19 protein-coding genes and 2 pseudogenes are annotated in these 19,882 nt (G+C 41.9%); 8 read left to right on the top strand and 13 right to left on the bottom strand.

Going from position 1 to position 19,882, the window contains the following annotated elements; all coding sequences use genetic code 11:
• Nucleotides 1-62 precede the first annotated feature (62 nt).
• The 4 genes from purL (at nt 63) to JFY49_RS10640 (ending at nt 5,913) form a co-directional block, all read left to right on the top strand.
• Entirely contained in the window at nt 63-3,899 is a 3,837-nt protein-coding gene (purL, locus tag JFY49_RS10650) for a phosphoribosylformylglycinamidine synthase (RefSeq protein WP_200222818.1), read from the top strand.
• Nucleotides 3,900-4,120: 221 nt separating this feature from the next.
• Entirely contained in the window at nt 4,121-4,252 is a 132-nt protein-coding gene (locus JFY49_RS17660; protein WP_265092667.1) for a KGW motif small protein, read from the top strand.
• Between the two features lie 310 nt (nt 4,253-4,562).
• Nucleotides 4,563-5,264: a hypothetical protein gene (locus tag JFY49_RS10645; RefSeq protein ID WP_200222817.1), complete on the top strand. Its 702-nt coding sequence runs from the start codon at nt 4,563-4,565 to the stop codon at nt 5,262-5,264.
• A gap of 331 nt (nt 5,265-5,595) precedes the next feature.
• Nucleotides 5,596-5,913, top strand: a complete 318-nt coding sequence (locus JFY49_RS10640) for a YqfO family protein (RefSeq protein ID WP_086196170.1) — start codon at nt 5,596-5,598, stop codon at nt 5,911-5,913.
• A 194-nt stretch (nt 5,914-6,107) separates the two neighbouring features.
• Here JFY49_RS10640 and JFY49_RS10635 read toward each other — a convergent pair whose 3' ends face one another.
• Together JFY49_RS10635 and JFY49_RS10630 are read right to left on the bottom strand one after the other, a co-directional pair.
• Complete coding sequence (locus tag JFY49_RS10635) at nt 6,108-6,869, bottom strand: nitroreductase family protein (RefSeq protein ID WP_200222816.1); 762 nt, start codon at nt 6,867-6,869, stop codon at nt 6,108-6,110.
• A 98-nt stretch (nt 6,870-6,967) separates the two neighbouring features.
• Nucleotides 6,968-7,768, bottom strand: a complete 801-nt coding sequence (locus JFY49_RS10630) for an enoyl-CoA hydratase (protein WP_200222815.1) — start codon at nt 7,766-7,768, stop codon at nt 6,968-6,970.
• Between the two features lie 104 nt (nt 7,769-7,872).
• Between JFY49_RS10630 and JFY49_RS10625 the strand changes: the two genes are divergently transcribed.
• A complete protein-coding gene (locus tag JFY49_RS10625; protein ID WP_200222814.1) occupies nt 7,873-8,460 on the top strand; it encodes a nicotinate-nicotinamide nucleotide adenylyltransferase in 588 nt (195 codons plus the stop codon).
• 39 nt (nt 8,461-8,499) lie between these two features.
• Nucleotides 8,500-9,069 carry a YceI family protein gene (locus JFY49_RS10620; RefSeq protein WP_200222813.1) on the top strand — a complete coding sequence of 190 codons (570 nt, stop codon included), beginning with the start codon at nt 8,500-8,502 and terminating at the stop codon, nt 9,067-9,069.
• Nucleotides 9,070-9,109: 40 nt separating this feature from the next.
• Here the strand turns inward: JFY49_RS10620 and JFY49_RS10615 are convergent.
• A pseudogene (locus JFY49_RS10615) lies at nt 9,110-10,000 on the bottom strand (LysR family transcriptional regulator ArgP).
• Between the two features lie 121 nt (nt 10,001-10,121).
• Here JFY49_RS10615 and JFY49_RS10610 point away from each other — a divergent pair.
• Nucleotides 10,122-10,721, top strand: coding sequence for a LysE/ArgO family amino acid transporter (locus JFY49_RS10610; protein WP_200222812.1), 600 nt, complete (start codon nt 10,122-10,124; stop codon nt 10,719-10,721).
• A 76-nt stretch (nt 10,722-10,797) separates the two neighbouring features.
• Here JFY49_RS10610 and JFY49_RS10605 read toward each other — a convergent pair whose 3' ends face one another.
• The 5 genes from JFY49_RS10605 to dapD form a co-directional block, all read right to left on the bottom strand.
• Entirely contained in the window at nt 10,798-11,256 is a 459-nt protein-coding gene (locus tag JFY49_RS10605) for a peroxiredoxin (RefSeq protein WP_200222810.1), read from the bottom strand.
• A gap of 155 nt (nt 11,257-11,411) precedes the next feature.
• Nucleotides 11,412-11,825 carry a hypothetical protein gene (locus JFY49_RS10600; protein WP_166167210.1) on the bottom strand — a complete coding sequence of 138 codons (414 nt, stop codon included), beginning with the start codon at nt 11,823-11,825 and terminating at the stop codon, nt 11,412-11,414.
• A gap of 13 nt (nt 11,826-11,838) precedes the next feature.
• On the bottom strand, nt 11,839-12,510 hold the full coding sequence (gene queC, locus JFY49_RS10595; protein WP_086196161.1) for a 7-cyano-7-deazaguanine synthase QueC: 672 nt from the start codon (nt 12,508-12,510) through the stop codon (nt 11,839-11,841).
• Nucleotides 12,511-12,548: 38 nt separating this feature from the next.
• Nucleotides 12,549-13,259, bottom strand: a complete 711-nt coding sequence (gene queE, locus JFY49_RS10590; protein ID WP_086196160.1) for a 7-carboxy-7-deazaguanine synthase QueE — start codon at nt 13,257-13,259, stop codon at nt 12,549-12,551.
• Between the two features lie 130 nt (nt 13,260-13,389).
• Entirely contained in the window at nt 13,390-14,211 is an 822-nt protein-coding gene (gene dapD / locus JFY49_RS10585) for a 2,3,4,5-tetrahydropyridine-2,6-dicarboxylate N-succinyltransferase (RefSeq protein ID WP_086196159.1), read from the bottom strand.
• A gap of 301 nt (nt 14,212-14,512) precedes the next feature.
• Between dapD and carO the strand changes: the two genes are divergently transcribed.
• The gene (carO, locus tag JFY49_RS10580; RefSeq protein WP_200222809.1) at nt 14,513-15,265 is read left to right on the top strand and encodes an ornithine uptake porin CarO; all 753 of its coding nucleotides are present in this window, start codon (nt 14,513-14,515) and stop codon (nt 15,263-15,265) included.
• A 70-nt stretch (nt 15,266-15,335) separates the two neighbouring features.
• On the opposite strand, the gene JFY49_RS10575 is transcribed toward carO, so the two are convergent.
• The 5 genes and pseudogenes from JFY49_RS10575 to cysT form a co-directional block, all read right to left on the bottom strand.
• Nucleotides 15,336-15,545: a hypothetical protein gene (locus JFY49_RS10575; RefSeq protein WP_227609439.1), complete on the bottom strand. Its 210-nt coding sequence runs from the start codon at nt 15,543-15,545 to the stop codon at nt 15,336-15,338.
• Nucleotides 15,546-16,044: 499 nt separating this feature from the next.
• Nucleotides 16,045-16,968, bottom strand: a complete 924-nt coding sequence (locus JFY49_RS10570) for a CysB family HTH-type transcriptional regulator (RefSeq protein WP_166167198.1) — start codon at nt 16,966-16,968, stop codon at nt 16,045-16,047.
• A gap of 53 nt (nt 16,969-17,021) precedes the next feature.
• Nucleotides 17,022-18,083, bottom strand: coding sequence for a sulfate/molybdate ABC transporter ATP-binding protein (locus JFY49_RS10565; protein WP_200222801.1), 1,062 nt, complete (start codon nt 18,081-18,083; stop codon nt 17,022-17,024).
• A gap of 11 nt (nt 18,084-18,094) precedes the next feature.
• A pseudogene (gene cysW, locus JFY49_RS10560) lies at nt 18,095-18,993 on the bottom strand (sulfate ABC transporter permease subunit CysW).
• Complete coding sequence (gene cysT / locus JFY49_RS10555) at nt 18,990-19,823, bottom strand: sulfate ABC transporter permease subunit CysT (protein WP_200222799.1); 834 nt, start codon at nt 19,821-19,823, stop codon at nt 18,990-18,992. Before cysT ends, cysW begins: the two are co-directional and overlap by 4 nt.
• Nucleotides 19,824-19,882 lie beyond the last annotated feature (59 nt).

Below are 19,882 nucleotides of genomic sequence, written 5' to 3'. Positions count from 1 at the left end.
GCTCTCTCTAAGTCACATTGGCGGTAGGGTCCAATAGACCTGCCCGTGGAGCCAAAATCAGCATGTTTATCGTGGCCGGTGCACCAGCACACTCTTCTTTTAAGAAAACTCAACTCTTAAACCGTCTCGCGTCAATGAGTTCTGTTCAATCAATTGAAAGTCAATGGATTTATCTGTTTGATCAAGCGCTCAACGAACAGCAGCATCAATCTGCATTACAATTATTAAATGATGGTGCTTCTTTTGAAGTTCGTCAGGCAGCAAGTGATGAAATTCAGATTCTTGTAACGCCACGTCTAGGCACGATTTCTCCGTGGTCTTCTAAAGCGACTGATATTTTTGCCAACTGTAATACCCCGATACACCGCCTAGAACGCGGTGTTTTGTTTACTTTAAAAGGTATTTCTGAAGTATCCAATGAAGTTAAACAGGTTTTACATGACCGTATGACTGAAAGCGTGTTCAATCATATTGATGACGCTGCGGCTTTATTTGTCGAAACTGCACCAAAACGTTTAAATAGCATTGATATTTTAGGTCAGGGTAAACAAGCGCTGGTGAAAGCCAACTCTGAATTTGGTTTTGCCTTGTCAGATGAAGAAATTGATTATTTAACCGCAGCATTTAACAAGCTGGGTCGTAACCCGCACGACATCGAATTGATGATGTTTGCTCAAGCCAACTCTGAGCATTGCCGTCACAAAATCTTTGGTTCTGAATGGACAATTGATGGTGAAAAACAGCCATTGTCATTGTTCCAAATGATCAAGAACACCTATAAAGAATCACCAACAGACGTATTGTCCGCTTATAAAGACAACGCATCTGTCATCGTGGGCTTTGACACACAACGTTTCTATCCTAAAAAAGATAATGAAACAGGTCACCACGTTTATAAATACAAGAGCCAGGCTGCTCACATCCTGATGAAAGTGGAAACCCACAACCATCCAACAGCGATTGCACCATTTGCTGGTGCTGCGACCGGTTCGGGCGGTGAAATCCGTGACGAGGGTGCAACTGGTCGTGGTGGTAAACCAAAAGCTGGCTTAACCGGTTTCACGGTGTCTAACCTGAACATTCCGGGTTTCGAACAGCCTTGGGAAGAAAATTACGGTAAACCATCACGTATGGCATCTCCACTTCAAATCATGATTGAAGGTCCATTGGGTGGTGCTGCGTTTAACAACGAATTTGGTCGTCCTGCCTTAAATGGTTACTTCCGTACTTTCGAACAAAACGTCAATGGTGAAGTGAAAGGTTTCCACAAGCCAATCATGATCGCTGGTGGTTACGGTAACATCCGTCCTGACCATGTGGAAAAAGATGCCATCCAGCCGGGCGACTTGTTGATCGTGCTAGGTGGTCCTGCAATGTTGATCGGCCTAGGTGGCGGTGCAGCATCTTCTGTAGATAGCGGTAAATTGGGTGAAAACCTCGACTTCGCTTCTGTACAGCGTGAAAACCCGGAAATGGAACGCCGTTGCCAGGAAGTGATTGATGCTTGCTGGCGCATGGAAGATTTCAACCCGATCGTGTCTGTGCATGACGTCGGTGCGGGCGGTATCTCCAATGCCATGCCTGAATTGGTCAATGACCATGAATTGGGTGCAGTGCTTGACCTTCGTAAGATTCCATCACTTGAGCCAGGCATGTCTCCAATGGAAATCTGGTCGAATGAAGCACAAGAACGTTATGTTTTAGCGATTCGTCCAAGTTCTTTAAGTCTGTTTGAATCTCTTTGTGCACGTGAACGTTGTCCGTTTGCAGTATTGGGTGAAGCGACTGAAGCACGTCATTTGACTGTTGAAGATCCATTGTTTGAAAACAAAGCGGTGGATATGCCAATGCAAGTGATGCTTGGTGGTACACCACGCATGAGCCGTTCTTACGAGACGATTGAACGTAAAGGCGATGACTTTGATGCAGCTAAAGTCACTGATTTGAAAGATGCGATTTTCCGTGTTCTGAAAAACCCGACCGTTGCATCTAAATCGTTCCTGATTACGATCGGTGACCGTTCAATTACCGGTATGGTTGCGCGTGACCAGATGGTGGGTCCTTGGCAAGTTCCTGTAGCAGATGCTGCAGTCACTACAACAAGCCTTGTCGGTTACACGGGTGAAGCGATGGCGATGGGTGAACGTCCACCAGTTGCGCTTTTAAACCCTGCTGCATCTGCACGTTTATCAGTTGCAGAGTCGATCTCGAACATCATGTCTGCAAAAATCGAGCAGATTAGCGACATTAAATTGTCTGCAAACTGGATGGCGGCTGCAGGCCAACCGGGTGAAGACCAAGCGTTATTTGAAGGCGTAAAAGCCATCGGTATGGAAATGTGTCCTGCGCTGGGTATTGCAATTCCTGTTGGTAAAGACTCACTGTCTATGCGTACCACCTGGAATGATGAAGGTGAAGACAAGTCTGTAACATCTCCAATGTCTGGCGTAATTACTGCATTTGCACCGGTGACTGATGTACGTCAAACATTGACCCCTGAATTGAAAAACCTGGATTCAGTACTGGTACGTATTGATCTTTCTAAAGGTCAGTTCCGCCTTGGTGGTTCGATTCTGGCTCAGGTGTATAAAGCCATTGGTTCTGTAACTCCAGATGTAGACAGTTTCGAAGATTTCAAAGCATTCTTTGCATTGGTTCAGGACTGGAATAACCGTGGCCTGATCAAGGCTTATCATGACATCGGTGATGGTGGCTTACTCGCGACTGTTGCAGAAATGATGTTTGCTTCACGTTTGGGTGTAGCACTGGAAGATCAATCGACTGCAAGCCTGTTTGCTGAAGAAATTGGTGCAGTACTGCAAATTGCTACTGCTGATTGGGAAGCATTACAGGCAGAAATCGCTGAATCTTCACTTAAAGATGCTATCTCTGTAGTAGGTAAAGTGAACAATACTGACCAATTGACTATCAACGGTCTGGTACTTGAACGTGCTGATTTGCAAGTAGCTTGGACTGAAGTATCACATCAAATTCAACGTTTGCGTGACAACTCTGAAACTGCGGATTCTGAGTTTGCTTTAATCACTGACAAGAACCACAAAGGTATCATCGCACAGCCGACATTCGACCTGAATGAACCTGTTGAAGCGCCGTATATCAATTCACGTCGTCCAAACATGGTGATCTTGCGTGAACAGGGCGTAAACGGTCATGTGGAAATGGCTGCGGCATTCGATAAAGTCGGCTTCAACACTGTTGACGTACACATGAGCGACTTGCTTGCTGGCCGTATCAGTCTGGATGACTTTGAAGGTATTGTGGCTTGTGGCGGTTTCTCTTACGGTGACGTAATGGGCGCAGGCGGTGGCTGGGCGAAATCAGTATTGTTTAACCCTAAACTGCGTGACCAGTTCGAGAAATTCTTCCATCGTCAAGAAACCTTCTCTTTGGGTATCTGTAACGGTTGTCAAATGTTGTCGCAATTGGCTCCACTGATTCCGGGTGCGGAAAACTGGCCTCGTTTCCACCGTAACACTTCAGAAGTATTTGAAGCGCGTGCAGTGAACGTTCGTGTTGAAAAATCTCACTCGATCCTGTTAGACGGTATGGAAGGTTCGATTCTTCCAATCGCGGTAGCACATGGTGAAGGCCGTGTAGTTGCAACTGAAGACAAAATTGCTGCATTAAATGCAGGCAATCAAGTCAGCCTGCGTTATGTAGACAGCTTGGGTAATGCTACACAGCAATATCCATTGAACCCGAACGGTTCACCAGAAGCGATTACTGGTGTGACATCTACTAACGGTCGTGCAACGATTATGATGCCGCATCCTGAACGTAACTTCCGAGCTGTTCAGCATTCTTGGAAACCTGAAGAATGGACTGAAGATGGTGCATGGTTACGCATGTTCCGCAATGCACGTAAGTTCATTGGTTAATTCTGAAGTGTTTTGAAAAAAGCCACCTTCGGGTGGCTTTTTTATTTTGTATCTATTTTTTATTTTATTTTTATTTCTCCCGCTGGACTTGGTTTGAATTTTGCTTTTATATTGGAGTGAAAGGGTATTTGTGTGTTTTATGCACAATCACGATGCAATATGGAAGAAAGATGGTTCACTAAATACAAGTTCAGGATTGAATCTCTAAGCGAGGTGACACAATGCCAAAAACTGCAATATATACAAATATTGATAAAGCGACTTTACGTAAGAAAGGGTGGATGTTTTTTATGGCAGTCGTAGGGCTACAAATGCTGTTTTTGATCGGTAGTTATTTGCTGCAAAGTTCTTAATTTTTAAATTGAAAAAGCCACCGTGAGGTGGTTTTTTTTGTGTTGGATATTTTAATAAAGTCACAGCTTCGCTGATTGTGCGAAATTTTAATAAATAACGCGTAGGCGATGTCTTACTTTTGATGCAGCAAAAGTAACAAAACTGCTTTGTTTGCTAGATGATATATCCTTGTATCCCTACCAAACGAGCGACATCCATGTCGTAAGTCATGTGATTGGATTTCAGTTTTTTATAAAATAACTTTTTGAATTTTAGAATTTATTTATTTGTTATAATGAATTAGTTAATTAAAAACATACGGAATAAAAATTGAAAAAGAAAGAATATAAATTAAAAAATAATATAGTTTTTGGAGCTGTTGTTGGCTTAGCGGGGATTGCTTGTGGTTTGTGGCTTCTAATCTCTTTGGAGAAATTATCAGGAACTGAGTTTGTAGGTTTTAGTCTTGGATTTGCTGTGATTGGATTGATCATAGCCTTTGCAGCTGAGGTTCAAGAATTTTCAATTGTAGGAAATGGCGTCAAATTGAAAGAATTAAGGTCGGAAGCTGAAAAGACCATAGAGGAATTAAAAGAAGCTAGAACAGAATTATTTAGAGTTTTAGTCCAAAAAAGTATTTATGGATCAGGTGGGTTTTGTAGTGATTGTATAGTAGATGAATGTGCTGAATCATTTTGTGAGTTAATTGAACAAATTGAAAAATTTAACTGTTTAAATAAATTAAGGTTAGATGTTGAAAAATCATTAAGATTAATATTATCTCGGCAGTACAATAACTTGTATATGCTTCATTTGCCAAATAAGAAGCACACAGATTCACTTGAAAGTTATGATAACCCTCGAGATTTAAGAATTAAAATAAGCGATGAATGTATACAGAAATATATTTCAAGGAAGTTTAATCAATTCACCATGGAAGAAGGAAGATCAGAATTAAATGATGCTATTGAAGTGTATGCAAAATTATATGCTATAAAAATTAAACTCGATAAATTAGCACCAGAATCATAGAAAAATATTTAAAATTTTGTTCTAAGTTTCATCATTAGCTTATAAAAAAACGGCCTCAATCAGCCGTTTTTATTGCTGAAATTCTAAGGTGATAATGGTGACCGAGATGAAAAGAAAAAATGAATTCAAAGGGTTAGAATTAAACATAGAGCATTTTTTGAGCAATGTGAAATATTGAATTGTCAAAGAAATGTCAAGAAAGGTGATAGGTAATTGTATTTAAAATGATTTTAATTTTTGATGTTCTGATAAGGGCTCCATGAAATCTGATAGAGATTAATTCAGGTTTAAGCGCTAAGATAATCCTATCTTTATTCTGTTTATTGATAGCATGCTTAAACTGATTTATTACGTTCCTGAATCTCATCTTGACTCCACCAAAAACGCCGTGTTTCAAGCAGGGGCAGGTGGGATAGGCAACTATGAGCATTGTGCCTGGCAGGTGTTGGGTACAGGACAGTTTAAGCCGTTAAAAGGCGCTGATCCTTTTATTGGTGAAGTGGGGGAACTGGAACAGGTCGAGGAATGGCGGGTAGAAACTATTGTGCCTGAAAATCAAGCATCTAATGTGGCAAAAGCACTCAAGGCCAGCCATCCGTATGAAGAGCCTGCGTTTGAGTTTGTTCAGATAGTAGATATAAATTATTGACGATATTTGATTTGGGAAAGAGTGACATCCATGTCACTCGCTAGCCAGAGGTTCAGGGATGAACCTTCTGGCTAGCAAAGGGTTTTGGTTACCTTACGGAATATATTCCTCACCTTTCAAAGTAACGTAAACGCCTACACAAATTAAAAGTGAGTTATGACAGCTTACGGGGCTGTGCCGATTTGCAATTAAAATCAAACCTTCTGAACAAACAACTCACGCTCAAAACGGTATTGCGGGAAGAACACGCCATCTGCTGCACGTTCACCGGCAGCAATCACCATGACTGGATATTGCTGATCATTCAGATTTAAAATTTTATTGACCATCGGTTCATCAAAGCCTTCCATCATGCAGCTATCAAAGCCATAAGCACGTAAAGCTAGCACCAAATTCTCACAAGCCAAAGCCGTGGTCTTACTGGCCCATAACTTTGCATCAGCAGGGTTAAAAGCCGTCACTGGCAATTGCTTGTCAAGTTTACGTGCAACTTTGAAAGCCACTTTCTTAAAGTTACCTATTGCATTAAAGTAACCGGTTTTATAATTGTAAGGAATAAACCTGTAATACTTCTGCACAGCAGCAGGCGCTTCCGGAAATGGAAACTCAGTGATGTTTTTCTTTGCCATTTCATCAATACGGTCGGTTCTTGCCACGCAGACAATCAGTTCAGCCGCAGTCTTTGCAGCCAATTGACCTAGACAGGCTTTTACCAACTGCTTTTTCTTGGCAGGGTTTTGAACCACATAAAAGGTCCAAGGCTGTAAATTGGATGAGTTCGGTGCAAGTAAAGCCAGATCTAAACATTCATCTAGCACTTCAGCAGGAATGGCTTTGTCAGTAAATTTTCGTACTGAACGACGGCTTTTTATGACTTTCTTAAAGTTTTCGACATCAATATCTTGTGGGGCTGGCTCAAAGTAGCGTTTCTTTTCAGTCTTGGCTTGGCTGGTCATGGTGTATTCCGTAACAATTTTTATTTGATGTGGGGGTAGAAATGAAAAAAACCACCAAGCAATGCAAATTACCCAGTGGTTTTTTATGTATCTTTCAATTAATTAAATTGAGTGAAATCCGGTTTACGCTTCTGCATAAATGCAGCAACAGCTTCTGCCATTTCCGGTGAGGTTACACGCTTCATAAAAATCTCGGCTTCGTTATCAATACAGTCAATAATTTCCTGCAGATTATGTTTCATTAAGGCTTTGGTTTGCTTGATTGAAGCGAGCGGTAGTGCTGCTAAAGTTTGTGCCTGTTTCAATGCAGTTGCATATACATCATCTTCAATGCTATTCACAATTCCAGCACTTAAGGCTTTGTCGCTATTGAACTTTTGTGCAGTAAACAGCAGCTCAGCCGCTTTATGGTAACCCGCTTGCTGAATCAGCAATTTGCTCGAGGCACCTTCAGGCGATAGACCTAAGCTCACAAATGGAATCTGGAACAGGGCAGTAGAATCACTATAAACCAGGTCGGCATGCAGCAAAATCGTTACTCCAATGCCAATCGCCACACCACGAACAGCAGCAATTAACGGTTTGGAAAATTTTGCCGCAGATTTTAAAACAACAAATGGAGGCGCATCTCCCGCTTTGCCTGCCAGTGGAGTTTGAATAAACTTCATGAAATCCTGCATATCATTACCGGCACTGAAGTCGGCATCCTCACCACGTAAAATCACCACGCGAACGTCTTTATCCTGATCGGCTTCATCCAGTGCCTGGGCAATTTTTAGATACAGTTCACCGTATAACGCATTTTTAGCTTCAGGACGATGAATGGCTAAGGTCAGTACGCCATTGTCTAAATTCGCATTTAAATGTTGATGTGGTTGTTGAATACAGCTCAGTGTCATCGTACTATCCTTGCTTTAAAATTTAATTTGATTTTATGGCAGTTATTATGTCGCATATTTATTTTAGCGGCACAACTCACGAGTCATAAAAAACTTGATCTGTTATGAACTATACATTTGATTATCTGGTTTTCATTGGTCGCTTTCAGCCTTTTCATCTGGCACATATGCAAACGATTAAAATTGCATTGCAGCAAAGCCAAAAGGTGATTTTGGCCTTAGGTTCAGCACAAAATGAACGCAATATTAAAAATCCGTTTAGTGCTGCTGAACGTGAACAGATGATCTTGTCCAATTTTTCGGAAGTGGACCAGAAGCGGATCAAGTTTGTGCATGTGATTGATGTTTATGATGACCAAAAATGGCAACAACTGGTTAAATCTCTAGTAAAAGAAGTTGCTGAACCAGAAGCCAAAGTCGGCTTGATCGGTCATTTTAAAGATGAATCTTCTTATTATCTGAAGCTGTTTCCGGAATGGGAGATGGTGGAACTTGCCAGCCTGGTCGGGGCAATTTCAGCAACGCCGCTGCGTGAAGCATATTATCGTGGTGAAATTATCGAATCTGCTTTGCCGCTCGGCACCAGTGAGTTTTTACACAAATTTCAGAAAACTGCCATTTATCAACAATTGCAGCACAAATACCTGACCCAAGATAAAACTAATCTGGAACAATCTTTAGTAAGCTTTTAGGTCGAGGCACAGCATTGTCAAGACCCAGGAGTGGATAAGATGAATATCCAAACCAGCTTACAAAGTGTCCTGATTGTCAGTGTAATCCATCTAGGTATCGTCGCACAGGTCAATGCACAGGAATGGACACTGACTCCACAAAGCTATGTGGGCTTTGAGGTGAAGTCGATGGGCTTTTCAACCGTAAAAGGAAAGTTTGAACAGGTTCAGTCCAGTATGAGCTTTGACCCTGTAGCACCTAAGAATGCCTCGGCACGGTTTGTGATGCAAGTAAATAGCCTAAGCTTGAGCAAGCCTTCACTGAAAAATATGATTTTAGGTGAAGATTTATTTTATGCAGAGAAGTACCCAACAGCGACTTTTAACAGTCATGAATTTCTCGCTTTAGGGAATTATCAATACAAGATCAAAGGCGATCTGACTTTGCGCGGTATCACCCGGCCAGTTATTCTAGATACGTCTCTAGAACCCAATCCATCTGATTCAAAACTCATGGATGTAGAAGCTACAACCATGGTTAAGCGCAGTGATTTCGGTATGAAAAAGGCATTTGGCGGCATCGGAGAGAAAGTCAATATTGAAGTATCTGGACAATGGCAACGCAAATAAGCTGTAAAATTTGCCATAAAATATCTGCTCATTTCCGTTTTTAATTCATCTGATGTTGAGCCTTTTCCAGCAGGTCAATCGTCAATTGTTGCAATAGCGCAGATTGCTGCTTCCAGTGATGCCAATACAATTTCATCTCGGTTTGGGCATTTGGCATAATTTCAACCAGTTTCCCGGTTTGAAGATCATCACCAATTTGATATTCCGGCACCAAACCGAAGCCTAAACCCAAATGTACTGCTTCCACAAATGCAGTGGAGGAGGGAATAAAATAATGCGGATAACTTTGCTGATTTAATCCAAACAAGTTCAGAATCACCTGATGATGCATCAGATCTTTGCCATTAAAAATAATGGCTGGGGCATGTTTTAAGGCATCGCGGTGAATACCATTTTTAAACCACCTTTCTACAAAGGAAGGTGTTGCGACCATGCGATAAGTCATCTGTCCCAGATAATGTACTTCACAGCCTTTCATAGCTGTGGATTCAGTCGAGATGCAGGCATTGACCAAACCGGTTTCAAGCAGTTGATGGGTTTGGGTCTGGTCATCCAGCGACAGTTTTAGGGTAATTTTGTGCTCAATCAATGTGCTTTGCAGGACTTTCAGTAACCAGGTCGGTAAAGAGTCCGCATTGGTAGCAATACTAAACTGATGAAATTCATGCTGGCTGGATTGCCCCATAAATTGTTGTAAAAGATTCTGTTCACGTAGACGCTGATGCTGTAGATGTTCTAGTAGCTTTTGACCAGCTTGCGTGACCCGACAAGGACGTTCGCGCAGCAATAAAATCTGTCCCAAATCTTTTTCCAAAGCCTGCACCCTTAAGGTGACTGCAGAAGCGGTAATACACAGTCACTGTGCAGCTTCGTCAAAACTACCGGATTCAGCCACAGCAAGAAAAGCTTCGCAGGATTTACTTGAAAGCATATAGGGTACTACCTAAGAAAAACTAAGTTAAATTGATATTTTCTTAATCATACTTAATTTATGCTTCAAGCTGGGATAATTCAAGACACGATTTTTGAATGATTTTTAAGTTTTATTGTGTATGTTAAATAGTGCCTTACATGGTTTTGTCATGGGTTTAAGTCTGATCGTCCCGATTGGCGCACAAAATGCTTTTGTGTTGAAACAGGGTTTAAAACAGCAACATGTGTTTGCCATTTGCCTGTGTTGTGCCTTATCTGATGCGATATTGATTTCATCCGGAGTACTGGGCTTTTCAGAGCTGGTCATGTTGCATCCGGATTGGCTGAATGTTGCCAAATATTTCGGTGCAATTTTCTTGTGCATTTATGGCGCGCAACATTTTTTTCAGGCCTGGAAAGGTGAGCAGCGTTTAGATGTCAGTCAAAACGAAGTGCCTGCTTTATGCAAGATCTTATTCATCTGTTTAAGCTTAACCTGGCTTAACCCGCATGTGTACCTGGATACGGTGGTATTATTGGGCTCGATCTCGACACAATATCCAGACACGCAACTGTATTTTGCCTTGGGGGCTATAACGGCATCGTTCTTATTCTTTTTTAGCTTGGGCTATGCAGCACGCTATTTGCAACCGGTTTTTCAACGGCCACAAGCCTGGAAAATACTGGATATTATGATTGGCTGTGTGATGTGGTCCATTGCCATTTCCCTATTAAAATAAGTGAGCAGAACACAAAAGAAAAAGGCATGAGCAATACTATTTCTAGTTAAAAATCATGCCTTTTGATAATGAAAAATTAAGCTGCTTGCAGTGCTTTTAAGTCTTCCAGTACCTGCTCTGCATGGCCTGCAGCTTTGACTTTACGGTATTCTTTGACCAGTTGACCGTTATGGAAAATAAAGGTAGAGCGCTCGATACCCATCACTTTTTTACCATACATGTTCTTTTCTTTAATCACGTCAAAAAGATTGCACAGCACTTCTTCTTTGTCGCTAATCAGGTTAATGCTCAGATTTTGTTTTTCAGTGAAGTTCTGATGAGCTTTCACCGAGTCACGTGAAATCCCAAGAATGCTGGTATTTAAGGTATCAAACTGGTCTTTCAGGCATGAAAAACCGATCGCCTGTGTAGTACAGCCCGGAGTGGAATCTTTAGGATAAAAATAAACAATCAGCCATTCGGTTGGTATTTCAGTCAGGTTAATTTCACCGGTTGTGGTCGGGAAGGCTTGATTAGGCAGCGTAATAGCAGACATGGCTTCATCCTTATAAAGTCGAATTTGTCATATTGATCTTAAGTTTATGCTGCCATGATAGCGAATTTAACGATGTTTATGCTGAAGTAGGGAAGGTAATTTTCACAAATAAAAAAGCCTGCAATTATGCAGGCTTTTATTCAATCTAAATCAACTTATTTTTTAGGTTGTTGAGCCGATTTCATTGCCGCTTCACTTAAGCTTTTAAGTTTGCCAGTAAGTTCTGGTCCAAAACACGCTTGCAGATCTTTATTTTGTTTTTGCACAAAAGCTAAAGTTGCAGGACTTTTCTTCTGGTTAATGGTGCTTTGGATTTCCCATTTTTGTGCGTTGGTTAATTTACCATCTGCTTCCACTGCACATGTACAGTATTTGCTGACTTCAGCAGAAGTAAGTTTTTTACCTTTAGCGGTTTCTTCCTTACAAACATTAATTAACGCAGATTTTACATTGGTGCTTTTATAAGCTTCCTGAAGCTTATTCGTTTCGGCTGCATTTGCAGCAGTCGCCATCAATGCGACTGCAGAAACCAATGTAGAAAGAATAATGTTTGATTTCAAATTTTTCATTTACTGTACCCTATTATGACGGTATATAACGTGTCGGATCTACGATACCTGCATCAGCAAAACCTTGTTTACGTAAGCGGCAACTATCACATTTGCCACATGCACGTCCTTGGTCATCTGCCTGGTAGCAAGACACTGTTTGACTGTAGTCTACGCCATGTTCTATACCTAAGCGAATGATATTTGCTTTGGATAAATGTAACAAAGGTGTTTCAAATTTAAGCGGTTTACCTTCTACTCCAACCTTGGTGGCCAGACGTGCCATATTGGCAAAAGCCTCAATAAATTCAGGACGACAGTCTGGATAACCCGAATAATCAACGGCATTGATGCCAATCACAATGGCTTCTGCACCAAAAACTTCTGCCGCTGCGAGCGCATAGGAGAGAAATATTGTGTTCCGTGCTGGAACATAAGTTACAGGAATACCTTCTTGTTCATGTTCTGGTACGTCAATGCTATGGTCTGTTAACGCAGAGCCACCCAAGTTACCCAAATCGATATTAATCACACGATGTTCTACACCAGCACGCTGGGTTAATGCTCGAGCAGCATCGAGTTCAGTGGTTGAACGCTGCCCATACATGAAACTTAAAGCAATACATTCATAACGTGCTTGCGCCCAAGCCAAACAAGTCGTTGAGTCTAAGCCGCCAGATAATAAAACTATGGCACGAGGGCGCATATTAAAGTCTCCAAAAAATAAGTAACAACAAAAATGGATTAACGACCGGTTTCATCATTCCAGAGCAGTTTATGTAACTGTAGCTGGAAACGGACAGGGAGATGGTCATCTAAAATCCATTGAGCTAAATCACGGGCAAGTTGAGGTAATTTCACCGCACCTTTTTCTACGGCAAAAGCAGGAGAGAACCAGACGTTACTGACTTTATCGGCAAGCTGGTATTGTTCAACCTGCTGTTTTGACCATTCATAGTCTTCACGGTTACAAATTACAAACTTGATCTGATCGTGTGGGGTTAAAGAATCAAGATTACTAAGCAAATTTCGTGCAACTTCTCCAGAAGTTGGCGTTTTTAAATCCAGTACTTTGGAAACTCGCGGATCAACCTTGGATACATCCAAAGCTCCACTGGTCTCGAGCGACACTTCACAGCCTAAGTCAGCTAAACGCTGCATCAGGGGCAGGGCGTTAGGCTGTGCCAATGGTTCACCACCGGTCACACAAATATAGGGCGTTTTAAAATCGAGTGCAGTTTGAATAATGTCATCTAAGGACTGGCGTTCGCCACCTTCAAAGGAATAAGTGGTATCACAATAAGTACAACGTAAAGGGCAACCGGTTAAACGGATAAATACGGTCGGTAATCCTGCAGCGTTGGCTTCACCTTGTAATGAATAGAAAATCTCCGTAATACGTAACCCCGCAGACGGATCGGTAACAGGAATAGCGGAAGATCGAAGAGTACTCATAACAACATAATCCAGCTCAGGATAAATAACACAGTATAAAAATAAAAATCCCTACGGCTATTGCTAACCGTAGAGACGAGGAGCGGCTGAAGCTCCGAGGAACAATTAATGTTCCGCAAAAGATTACATCTTAGTCTTCGCGCAATAAATCGTTCAGGCTAGTTTTGGCACGGGTTTTCGCATCTACTTTTTTCACGATTACAGCTGCGTACAGGCTGTATTTACCGCATTTAGATGGCAGGCTACCAGAAACAACTACCGAACCTGCAGGTACACGGCCGTAATGGATCTCGCCAGTTTCACGGTCATAAATTTTGGTGGATTGACCAATGAATACGCCCATTGAAATTACAGAACCTTCTTCTACAATCACGCCTTCCACGATTTCAGAACGTGCACCAATAAAGCAGTTGTCTTCAATAATGGTTGGGTTGGCTTGAAGCGGTTCAAGTACACCACCAATACCTACACCACCCGACAAGTGAACGTTTTTACCAATTTGTGCACATGAACCTACAGTTGCCCATGTATCCACCATGGTACCTTCATCCACATAAGCACCAATGTTCACATAAGAAGGCATCAATACCACGTTTTTCGCCTGGAATGAACCTTTACGAGCAACAGCAGGAGGTACTACACGTACACCAGCAGCTTTAAACTGTTCTTCAGTCCAGTCAGAGAATTTAGTATCGACTTTGTCATAGAAACGAAGATCACAAGCTTCCATTGGTTTGTTGTCGTTTAATTTAAATGATAACAATACCGCTTTCTTAATCCATTGATGAACAACCCATTCACCGTCGATTTTTTCAGCAACACGTAAAGTACCATTATCCAGGCCAGCAATGACTTCCTCAACTGCTTGACGGATTTCAGCAGGGCAATCGGCTGCTGTGAAATTCGCACGGTCTTCAAACGCTTGTTCAATGATTGTTGAAAGCTGAGACATGATCTTCCTTCCAGAAAAAATTTTTCAAGATTTTACACTATATTGAGATATAAATAGATGAAAAAGTGGCTTTGGATCGGAATTAATTATGAAAGATGGGCAAAATGGGAGCGAAAATCGGCTACACAGATAAATAAACAAAAAATGAGTTAATAATCAAAAACAAATAGAAAATGTATCAAAAAATAACAAAAACTAAGCAAATTTCGAATAAAAGTTGAGCAATTAATATTTTATACTTCTAACTATTAGATAGAAAAGCACTAATGACGAAATAGAAACCTTTTTGAGGAGATCTACAATGAAAACTTTAGCTACGCTTTTAGCAGTATCGGTATTGACCTCTGTCGCTGGAACAGTCATGGCAGCTGATGATGCAGTCGTTCAAGATGGCTATACATTTGAACGTAACCAGCTTATTCCAACTGGTGTCCGTGCTGAAGTAGGTACAACCGGTTATGGTGGTGCATTACTCTGGACTGCAAACCCATATGTCGGTTTGGCGTTGGGTTATAATGGCGGCGATATCTCTTGGTCTGATGATATCTCGGTCAATGGTTCAGACTATGACATTGATATGGAAAATAAAAATACCTATTTGAATGCTGAAATTCGTCCTTGGGGTGCAAGTGAAAATAGATGGGTGCAAGGTCTATATATGGCCGCTGGTGTAGCCTATTTAGATAATGAGTATGAACTTGATCGCCGTGTAGGTGCGGGAGAAGGTTTTACCATTAACCATACAGACTTTGTAGCGGGTGCAGATGGCGCTCATATTAAAGGGACCATGGATTACAAAAATGACATTGCTCCATATTTAGGCTTAGGATGGGCGCCTAAGATTAATAAAAATTGGGGCGTATTTGGTGAAGTCGGTGCTTACTATGCCGATAATCCAGATGTTAACTTACAGTTAGTCAGTGGTGGTGCGGCTGATAACCCAACACGCGGTTCACTGGTTGAAAATATTGCAGCTGATGAAAATAAAATTGCGACTGATGACAAACACAAATGGCTTCCTGTAGGTAAAATTGGTGTAAGTTATCATTGGTAATAAAATAGTAGCCTTTAAAAAAAACGAGCTTCGGCTCGTTTTTTATTTTTAGAAAATGCAGTTATATTCTCTAGAAACGGTAACCTGGCTTAAGGCTATAAACAACAGCCTTGTTATGGTTTACTGAAGATAACATACCAAACAGACTGCCTGAACCTTCCTGATTTTGCTTAACTTTGGCTTTGTTGAGTCTGAAATATTTTATACCCGCGACAATAAATACATTAGAGTACATAGGATAAAAACTACCAATATCCAAACTATAAGGCATAGCCGACATCTGTAGCAAAAGTGTGATCGTAGATGAGCCCAAAAGATCAGTGAGTGTGAGCTTGCAATTTAAATACAACATTTGAAGTATAAAAAGAATGGGGCAAAATTTGGGGTAGAAATTTAAGTAAATGTTGAGGGGGTATTCTGGTTTGGCTGAAGTGTTTTACCTGAAATATTGGCATCTACAATGGCCGTTGAGAACTCGGCTTAATGATGCGGCTGTAACAAAGAGGCAATGGATTGGTTAGAGCTTTCTAGTGCCGCAGCATAGAAGTCTCTAGTCATGAAAATGCCAATACTGAGACCAAATGCCTTAGCTTATATAGATCTCCCCATTCAATTTTTTCTTTTGTGATTTTATATAGAATGAGCAAGTATTATGTGAAGTTTTTTATATTTAAATGATTGAAAAATTAAATTATTTTTATAAATCTGGTTTTGTAGCGACGGATGAATTTAAAAAGGGATATTTTTTATATCCCTCATTTTAAAAAATCATGAAATGCTTATTCTTCTGGATAAGCTACTTTTTTCAGGGCCTTAATGTCGGCTTCTGGCGAGCAGAGTGAAATAAACTCATAACCATAACCGCGCAGCAAATGACCTTTGCGCACCGCAATCCAGGTGGTATTTACCCCAAAGATATCGGTTGGAATCTGTTTGAGTCGATAGTCACGTTCAGCATCATAAGCGACATTATTGACAATACCGACGCCCATATTCAATTCAACATAGGTTTTGATGACATCCGCATCCAGTGCTGACATGACAATATCAACATCAATACCTGCCTCTTCAAAGGCTTTATCAATTTTAGAACGACCTGTGAAACCGCCATGGTAGGTAATAATCGGATATTGCGCCAAGTCTTCCAGCGTAATGTCTACCTTGTTGGCAAGTGCATGGTTTTGCGGGGTAATAATACTGTGCTGCCAATTATAATAAGGTACGCTGGCCAGGTTCTCCTCAGTGGTGAGAGACTCGGTTGCAATACCAATATCTGCTTCACCTTGCAGCAACATTTCGGTAATTTCAACCGGGCTGGCCTGTTGCAGAATCAAATGAACTTTTGGGAATTCTTTTTTAAACTGGTTCACAATTGGCGGCAAAACATAACGCGCTTGGGTATGCGTGGTTGCAATGGTCAGCGTACCTTCATCGACGCGGTTAAAATCATCTGCCAGACGTTTAATATTGTCGGCATCAACCAGCATGCGTTCTACAATCCCGAGTAAAGACTGGCCAGGTTCGGTCAAGCCCAGCAAACGTTTACCTTTACGGATAAACAGCTGTACGCCCAGTTCATCTTCTAAATCCTTAATGTGCTTACTGACGCCAGATTGCGAGGTATAAAGTGCTGCTGAAGCTTCGGTTAAATTAAAGTTTTGTCTAACAGTTTCCCGAATAATTCTTAATTGTTGGAAATTCATAATGCTGTTTACCCTAAAGAGGATGAGGCTGTTTTTGCCCCATCTATTTGTTATTAAGCGACGTCATTGGCAAACAGGTGCAATGCCGTTGGACTTAACCACACTGTTTGATTTGGTTTAAATTGATGTAACTTCGCCTCTTCAGAATTAAGCGAAATTTCAATTAAATTGCCCTGACGATCCTGAAGTTCAGCAATAACCTTGCCGGCAATCCAGATTTCACGCAGGAAAGTGGCCTGAATGGCATTTTCTTGCGGTGTTGCATGAATGCGTAATTCATTTGGACGGGCAAAGGCAATCACATTGCCTTGCGGAGCATCTTTCACCTGCGGTAGTTGCAGACGGTCGTCACCAATCTGGATAATGCCTTGCAGGTTTTGACCTTCAAAACGGTTGGCCTGACCCAGGAAGTCGAATACGAAAGGCGTTGCCGGTTTTTCATAAACTTCACGCGGTGAACCGATTTGCTCGACATTGCCTTTATTCATCACCACGATTTGATCGGCTACTTCCAAAGCTTCCTCTTGGTCATGGGTAACAAAAATAGAAGTGATATGCAATTCATCATGCAAAGTACGTAACCAGCGACGCAGCTCTTTACGCACCTTGGCATCGAGTGCGCCAAAAGGTTCATCCAGCAATAATACACGAGGTTCAACCGCCAAAGCACGTGCCAAAGCAATACGCTGACGTTGACCGCCCGAGAGTTGTACAGGATAGCGGTCGGCCAAAAAGCCCAGCTGAACCAGATCAAGCAAACGTGTCACACGTTTTTTAATTTCAGCTTCTGATGGTCGGGTAGAGCGCGGGCGCACACGTAAACCAAAGGCAATGTTGTCAAATACGGTCATATGACGGAACAAGGCATAATGCTGGAATACAAAGCCGACTTCACGTTCACGTACATGCACATTGGTTGCATCTTCGCCTTCAAGAATCACCTGACCGCCATCTGCCGATTCCAGTCCTGCGATAATACGCAGCAGGGTGGTTTTACCACAGCCTGATGGTCCGAGTAATGCCACCAGCTGACCATCTGGAAAATCCAGTGAGATGTTTTTAAGTGCATGGAATGCACCAAAGTGTTTTTCAATATTTTTAACTTGAATACTCATGATGTCATTCCTTAAGAAACTGTTGAATCTTCATTACGTTTGTTTTGTTTTTCCTGGCGCACTTCTACCCATGTTTTTAAAACCAGGGTCACAATTGCCAGTAAAGCCAGAAGCGATGACACCGCAAATGCCGCACTAAAGGTATATTCGTTGTAAAGGATTTCAACATGTAGCGGCAGGGTATTGGTTTCACCACGAATGTGACCTGACACCACCGATACGATACGGCACCGAATTCACCCATGGCACGGGCATTACACAGAATCACGCCGTAAATCAGACCCCATTTAATGTTGGGTAAGGTCACTTTCCAAAACGTTTGCCAGCCTGAAGCACCCAGTACAATTGCCGCTTCTTCTTCCTCGGTACCTTGGGCTTCCATCAGGGGAATCAGTTCGCGCGCCACAAAAGGCACAGTAATAAATACGGTTGCCAGTACAATGGCAGGAACGGCATACAAAATTTTAATGTCATTGTCCATTAGCCAGCCGCCAAGCCAGCCTTGAGTACCGAAAATCAGTACCAGCATCATGCCTGCGATAACTGGAGAAACCGAGAAAGGTAGATCAATAATGGTGGTGAGAATGGATTTGCCACGGAAATTAAACTTCGCCACCGACCATGCGGCTGCTACGCCAAACACCACGTTTAATGGCACGGCAATTACAGCGGTCAATAAGGTCAGTTTCACAGCAGACAAGGTGTCTGGATGCACCAGTGCCTGAAAATAAACCCCAACCCCCTGTTTAAATGCTTCAACAAAGACCAGAATTAAGGGCAGAATCAAGCAGCTTAAAAAGAAAATCAGCGCAATCGTAAGCAGTAAATAGCGAACCCAGACTGGTTCACGCGTCGCATCGCGGGACTGTAATTTCTCAGCCAAAGCATTGCTATTAGTGATTAAACTCATCGTGCTGTTCTCCCGGTACGTTTGTTTGCCCATGCTTGGAGCAAGTTAATCAGGAATAAAATCGCGAATGACAGGACCAGCATCACCACGGCAATGGTGGTTGCACCTGCGTAGTCATATTCTTCCAGACGGGAAATAATCATCAAGGGCGCGATTTCAGTTTCAAATGGCTGGTTACCGGCAATAAAGATCACGGAACCATATTCACCCACACCACGTGCAAAGGCTAGGGCAAAACCAGTCAGTAGTGCTGGAAACAGAATGGGCAGGATAATTTTGCTGACAATCTGAAAACGGTTGGCACCCAGAGCAGAAGCCGCTTCTTCAAGTTCGGTTTCAAGATCACTCAGTACAGGCTGTACGGTACGTACAACGAAAGGCAAGCCAATAAAAATCAGCGCCAGAGTAATCCCGATCGGGGTATAGGCTACTTTAATTCCGATGGGTTCCAGATACTGACCGACCCAGCCTGTAGGTGCATATAATGAGGTTAGGGCAATACCCGCCACCGCTGTTGGCAGGGCAAAGGGTAAATCGACCAAAGCATCAATAATACGTTTACCGGGAAAACTGTAACGGACCAAGCACCATGCCAGTAACAAGCCAAACACGACATTGACTAAGGCTGCAAATAGGGCAGCACTAAAACTTAACTGCAAAGATTTTAAGATACGTTCTGAACTTAAAATTTCCCATAAACCATCCCAGCCTATACCTAGCGATTTGATAAACACCGCAGATAGTGGAATAAGCACGATTAATGACAGATACGCTAGGGTAAAGCCTAGAGAAAGACCAAATCCTGGCAGCACTCGGGATCGCTGCGACATGATGATTCCTTAAAAAGAGCGACTACTGACCAATAAAGTCAGCGAAAATAAAAGTTTAA

The organism is Acinetobacter sp. CS-2 (genome assembly GCF_016599715.1).
Lineage (GTDB): Bacteria > Pseudomonadota > Gammaproteobacteria > Pseudomonadales > Moraxellaceae > Acinetobacter.
Note: the sequence above shows the minus strand (reverse complement) of the source record. Positions and strands in the feature narration are given on the sequence as shown.

Coding starts and splice junctions, on each gene's coding strand:
- purL (WP_200222818.1), top strand. CDS start 63: ATGTTTATCGTGGCCGGTGCACCAGCACACTCTTCTTTTAAGAAAACT.
- JFY49_RS17660 (WP_265092667.1), top strand. CDS start 4,121: ATGCCAAAAACTGCAATATATACAAATATTGATAAAGCGACTTTACGT.
- JFY49_RS10640 (WP_086196170.1), top strand. CDS start 5,596: ATGCTTAAACTGATTTATTACGTTCCTGAATCTCATCTTGACTCCACC.
- JFY49_RS10635 (WP_200222816.1), bottom strand. CDS start 6,869: ATGACCAGCCAAGCCAAGACTGAAAAGAAACGCTACTTTGAGCCAGCC.
- JFY49_RS10630 (WP_200222815.1), bottom strand. CDS start 7,768: ATGACACTGAGCTGTATTCAACAACCACATCAACATTTAAATGCGAAT.
- JFY49_RS10625 (WP_200222814.1), top strand. CDS start 7,873: ATGAACTATACATTTGATTATCTGGTTTTCATTGGTCGCTTTCAGCCT.
- JFY49_RS10620 (WP_200222813.1), top strand. CDS start 8,500: ATGAATATCCAAACCAGCTTACAAAGTGTCCTGATTGTCAGTGTAATC.
- JFY49_RS10610 (WP_200222812.1), top strand. CDS start 10,122: ATGTTAAATAGTGCCTTACATGGTTTTGTCATGGGTTTAAGTCTGATC.
- JFY49_RS10605 (WP_200222810.1), bottom strand. CDS start 11,256: ATGTCTGCTATTACGCTGCCTAATCAAGCCTTCCCGACCACAACCGGT.
- JFY49_RS10600 (WP_166167210.1), bottom strand. CDS start 11,825: ATGAAAAATTTGAAATCAAACATTATTCTTTCTACATTGGTTTCTGCA.
- queC (WP_086196161.1), bottom strand. CDS start 12,510: ATGCGCCCTCGTGCCATAGTTTTATTATCTGGCGGCTTAGACTCAACG.
- queE (WP_086196160.1), bottom strand. CDS start 13,259: ATGAGTACTCTTCGATCTTCCGCTATTCCTGTTACCGATCCGTCTGCG.
- dapD (WP_086196159.1), bottom strand. CDS start 14,211: ATGTCTCAGCTTTCAACAATCATTGAACAAGCGTTTGAAGACCGTGCG.
- carO (WP_200222809.1), top strand. CDS start 14,513: ATGAAAACTTTAGCTACGCTTTTAGCAGTATCGGTATTGACCTCTGTC.
- JFY49_RS10575 (WP_227609439.1), bottom strand. CDS start 15,545: ATGTCGGCTATGCCTTATAGTTTGGATATTGGTAGTTTTTATCCTATG.
- JFY49_RS10570 (WP_166167198.1), bottom strand. CDS start 16,968: ATGAATTTCCAACAATTAAGAATTATTCGGGAAACTGTTAGACAAAAC.
- JFY49_RS10565 (WP_200222801.1), bottom strand. CDS start 18,083: ATGAGTATTCAAGTTAAAAATATTGAAAAACACTTTGGTGCATTCCAT.
- cysT (WP_200222799.1), bottom strand. CDS start 19,823: ATGTCGCAGCGATCCCGAGTGCTGCCAGGATTTGGTCTTTCTCTAGGC.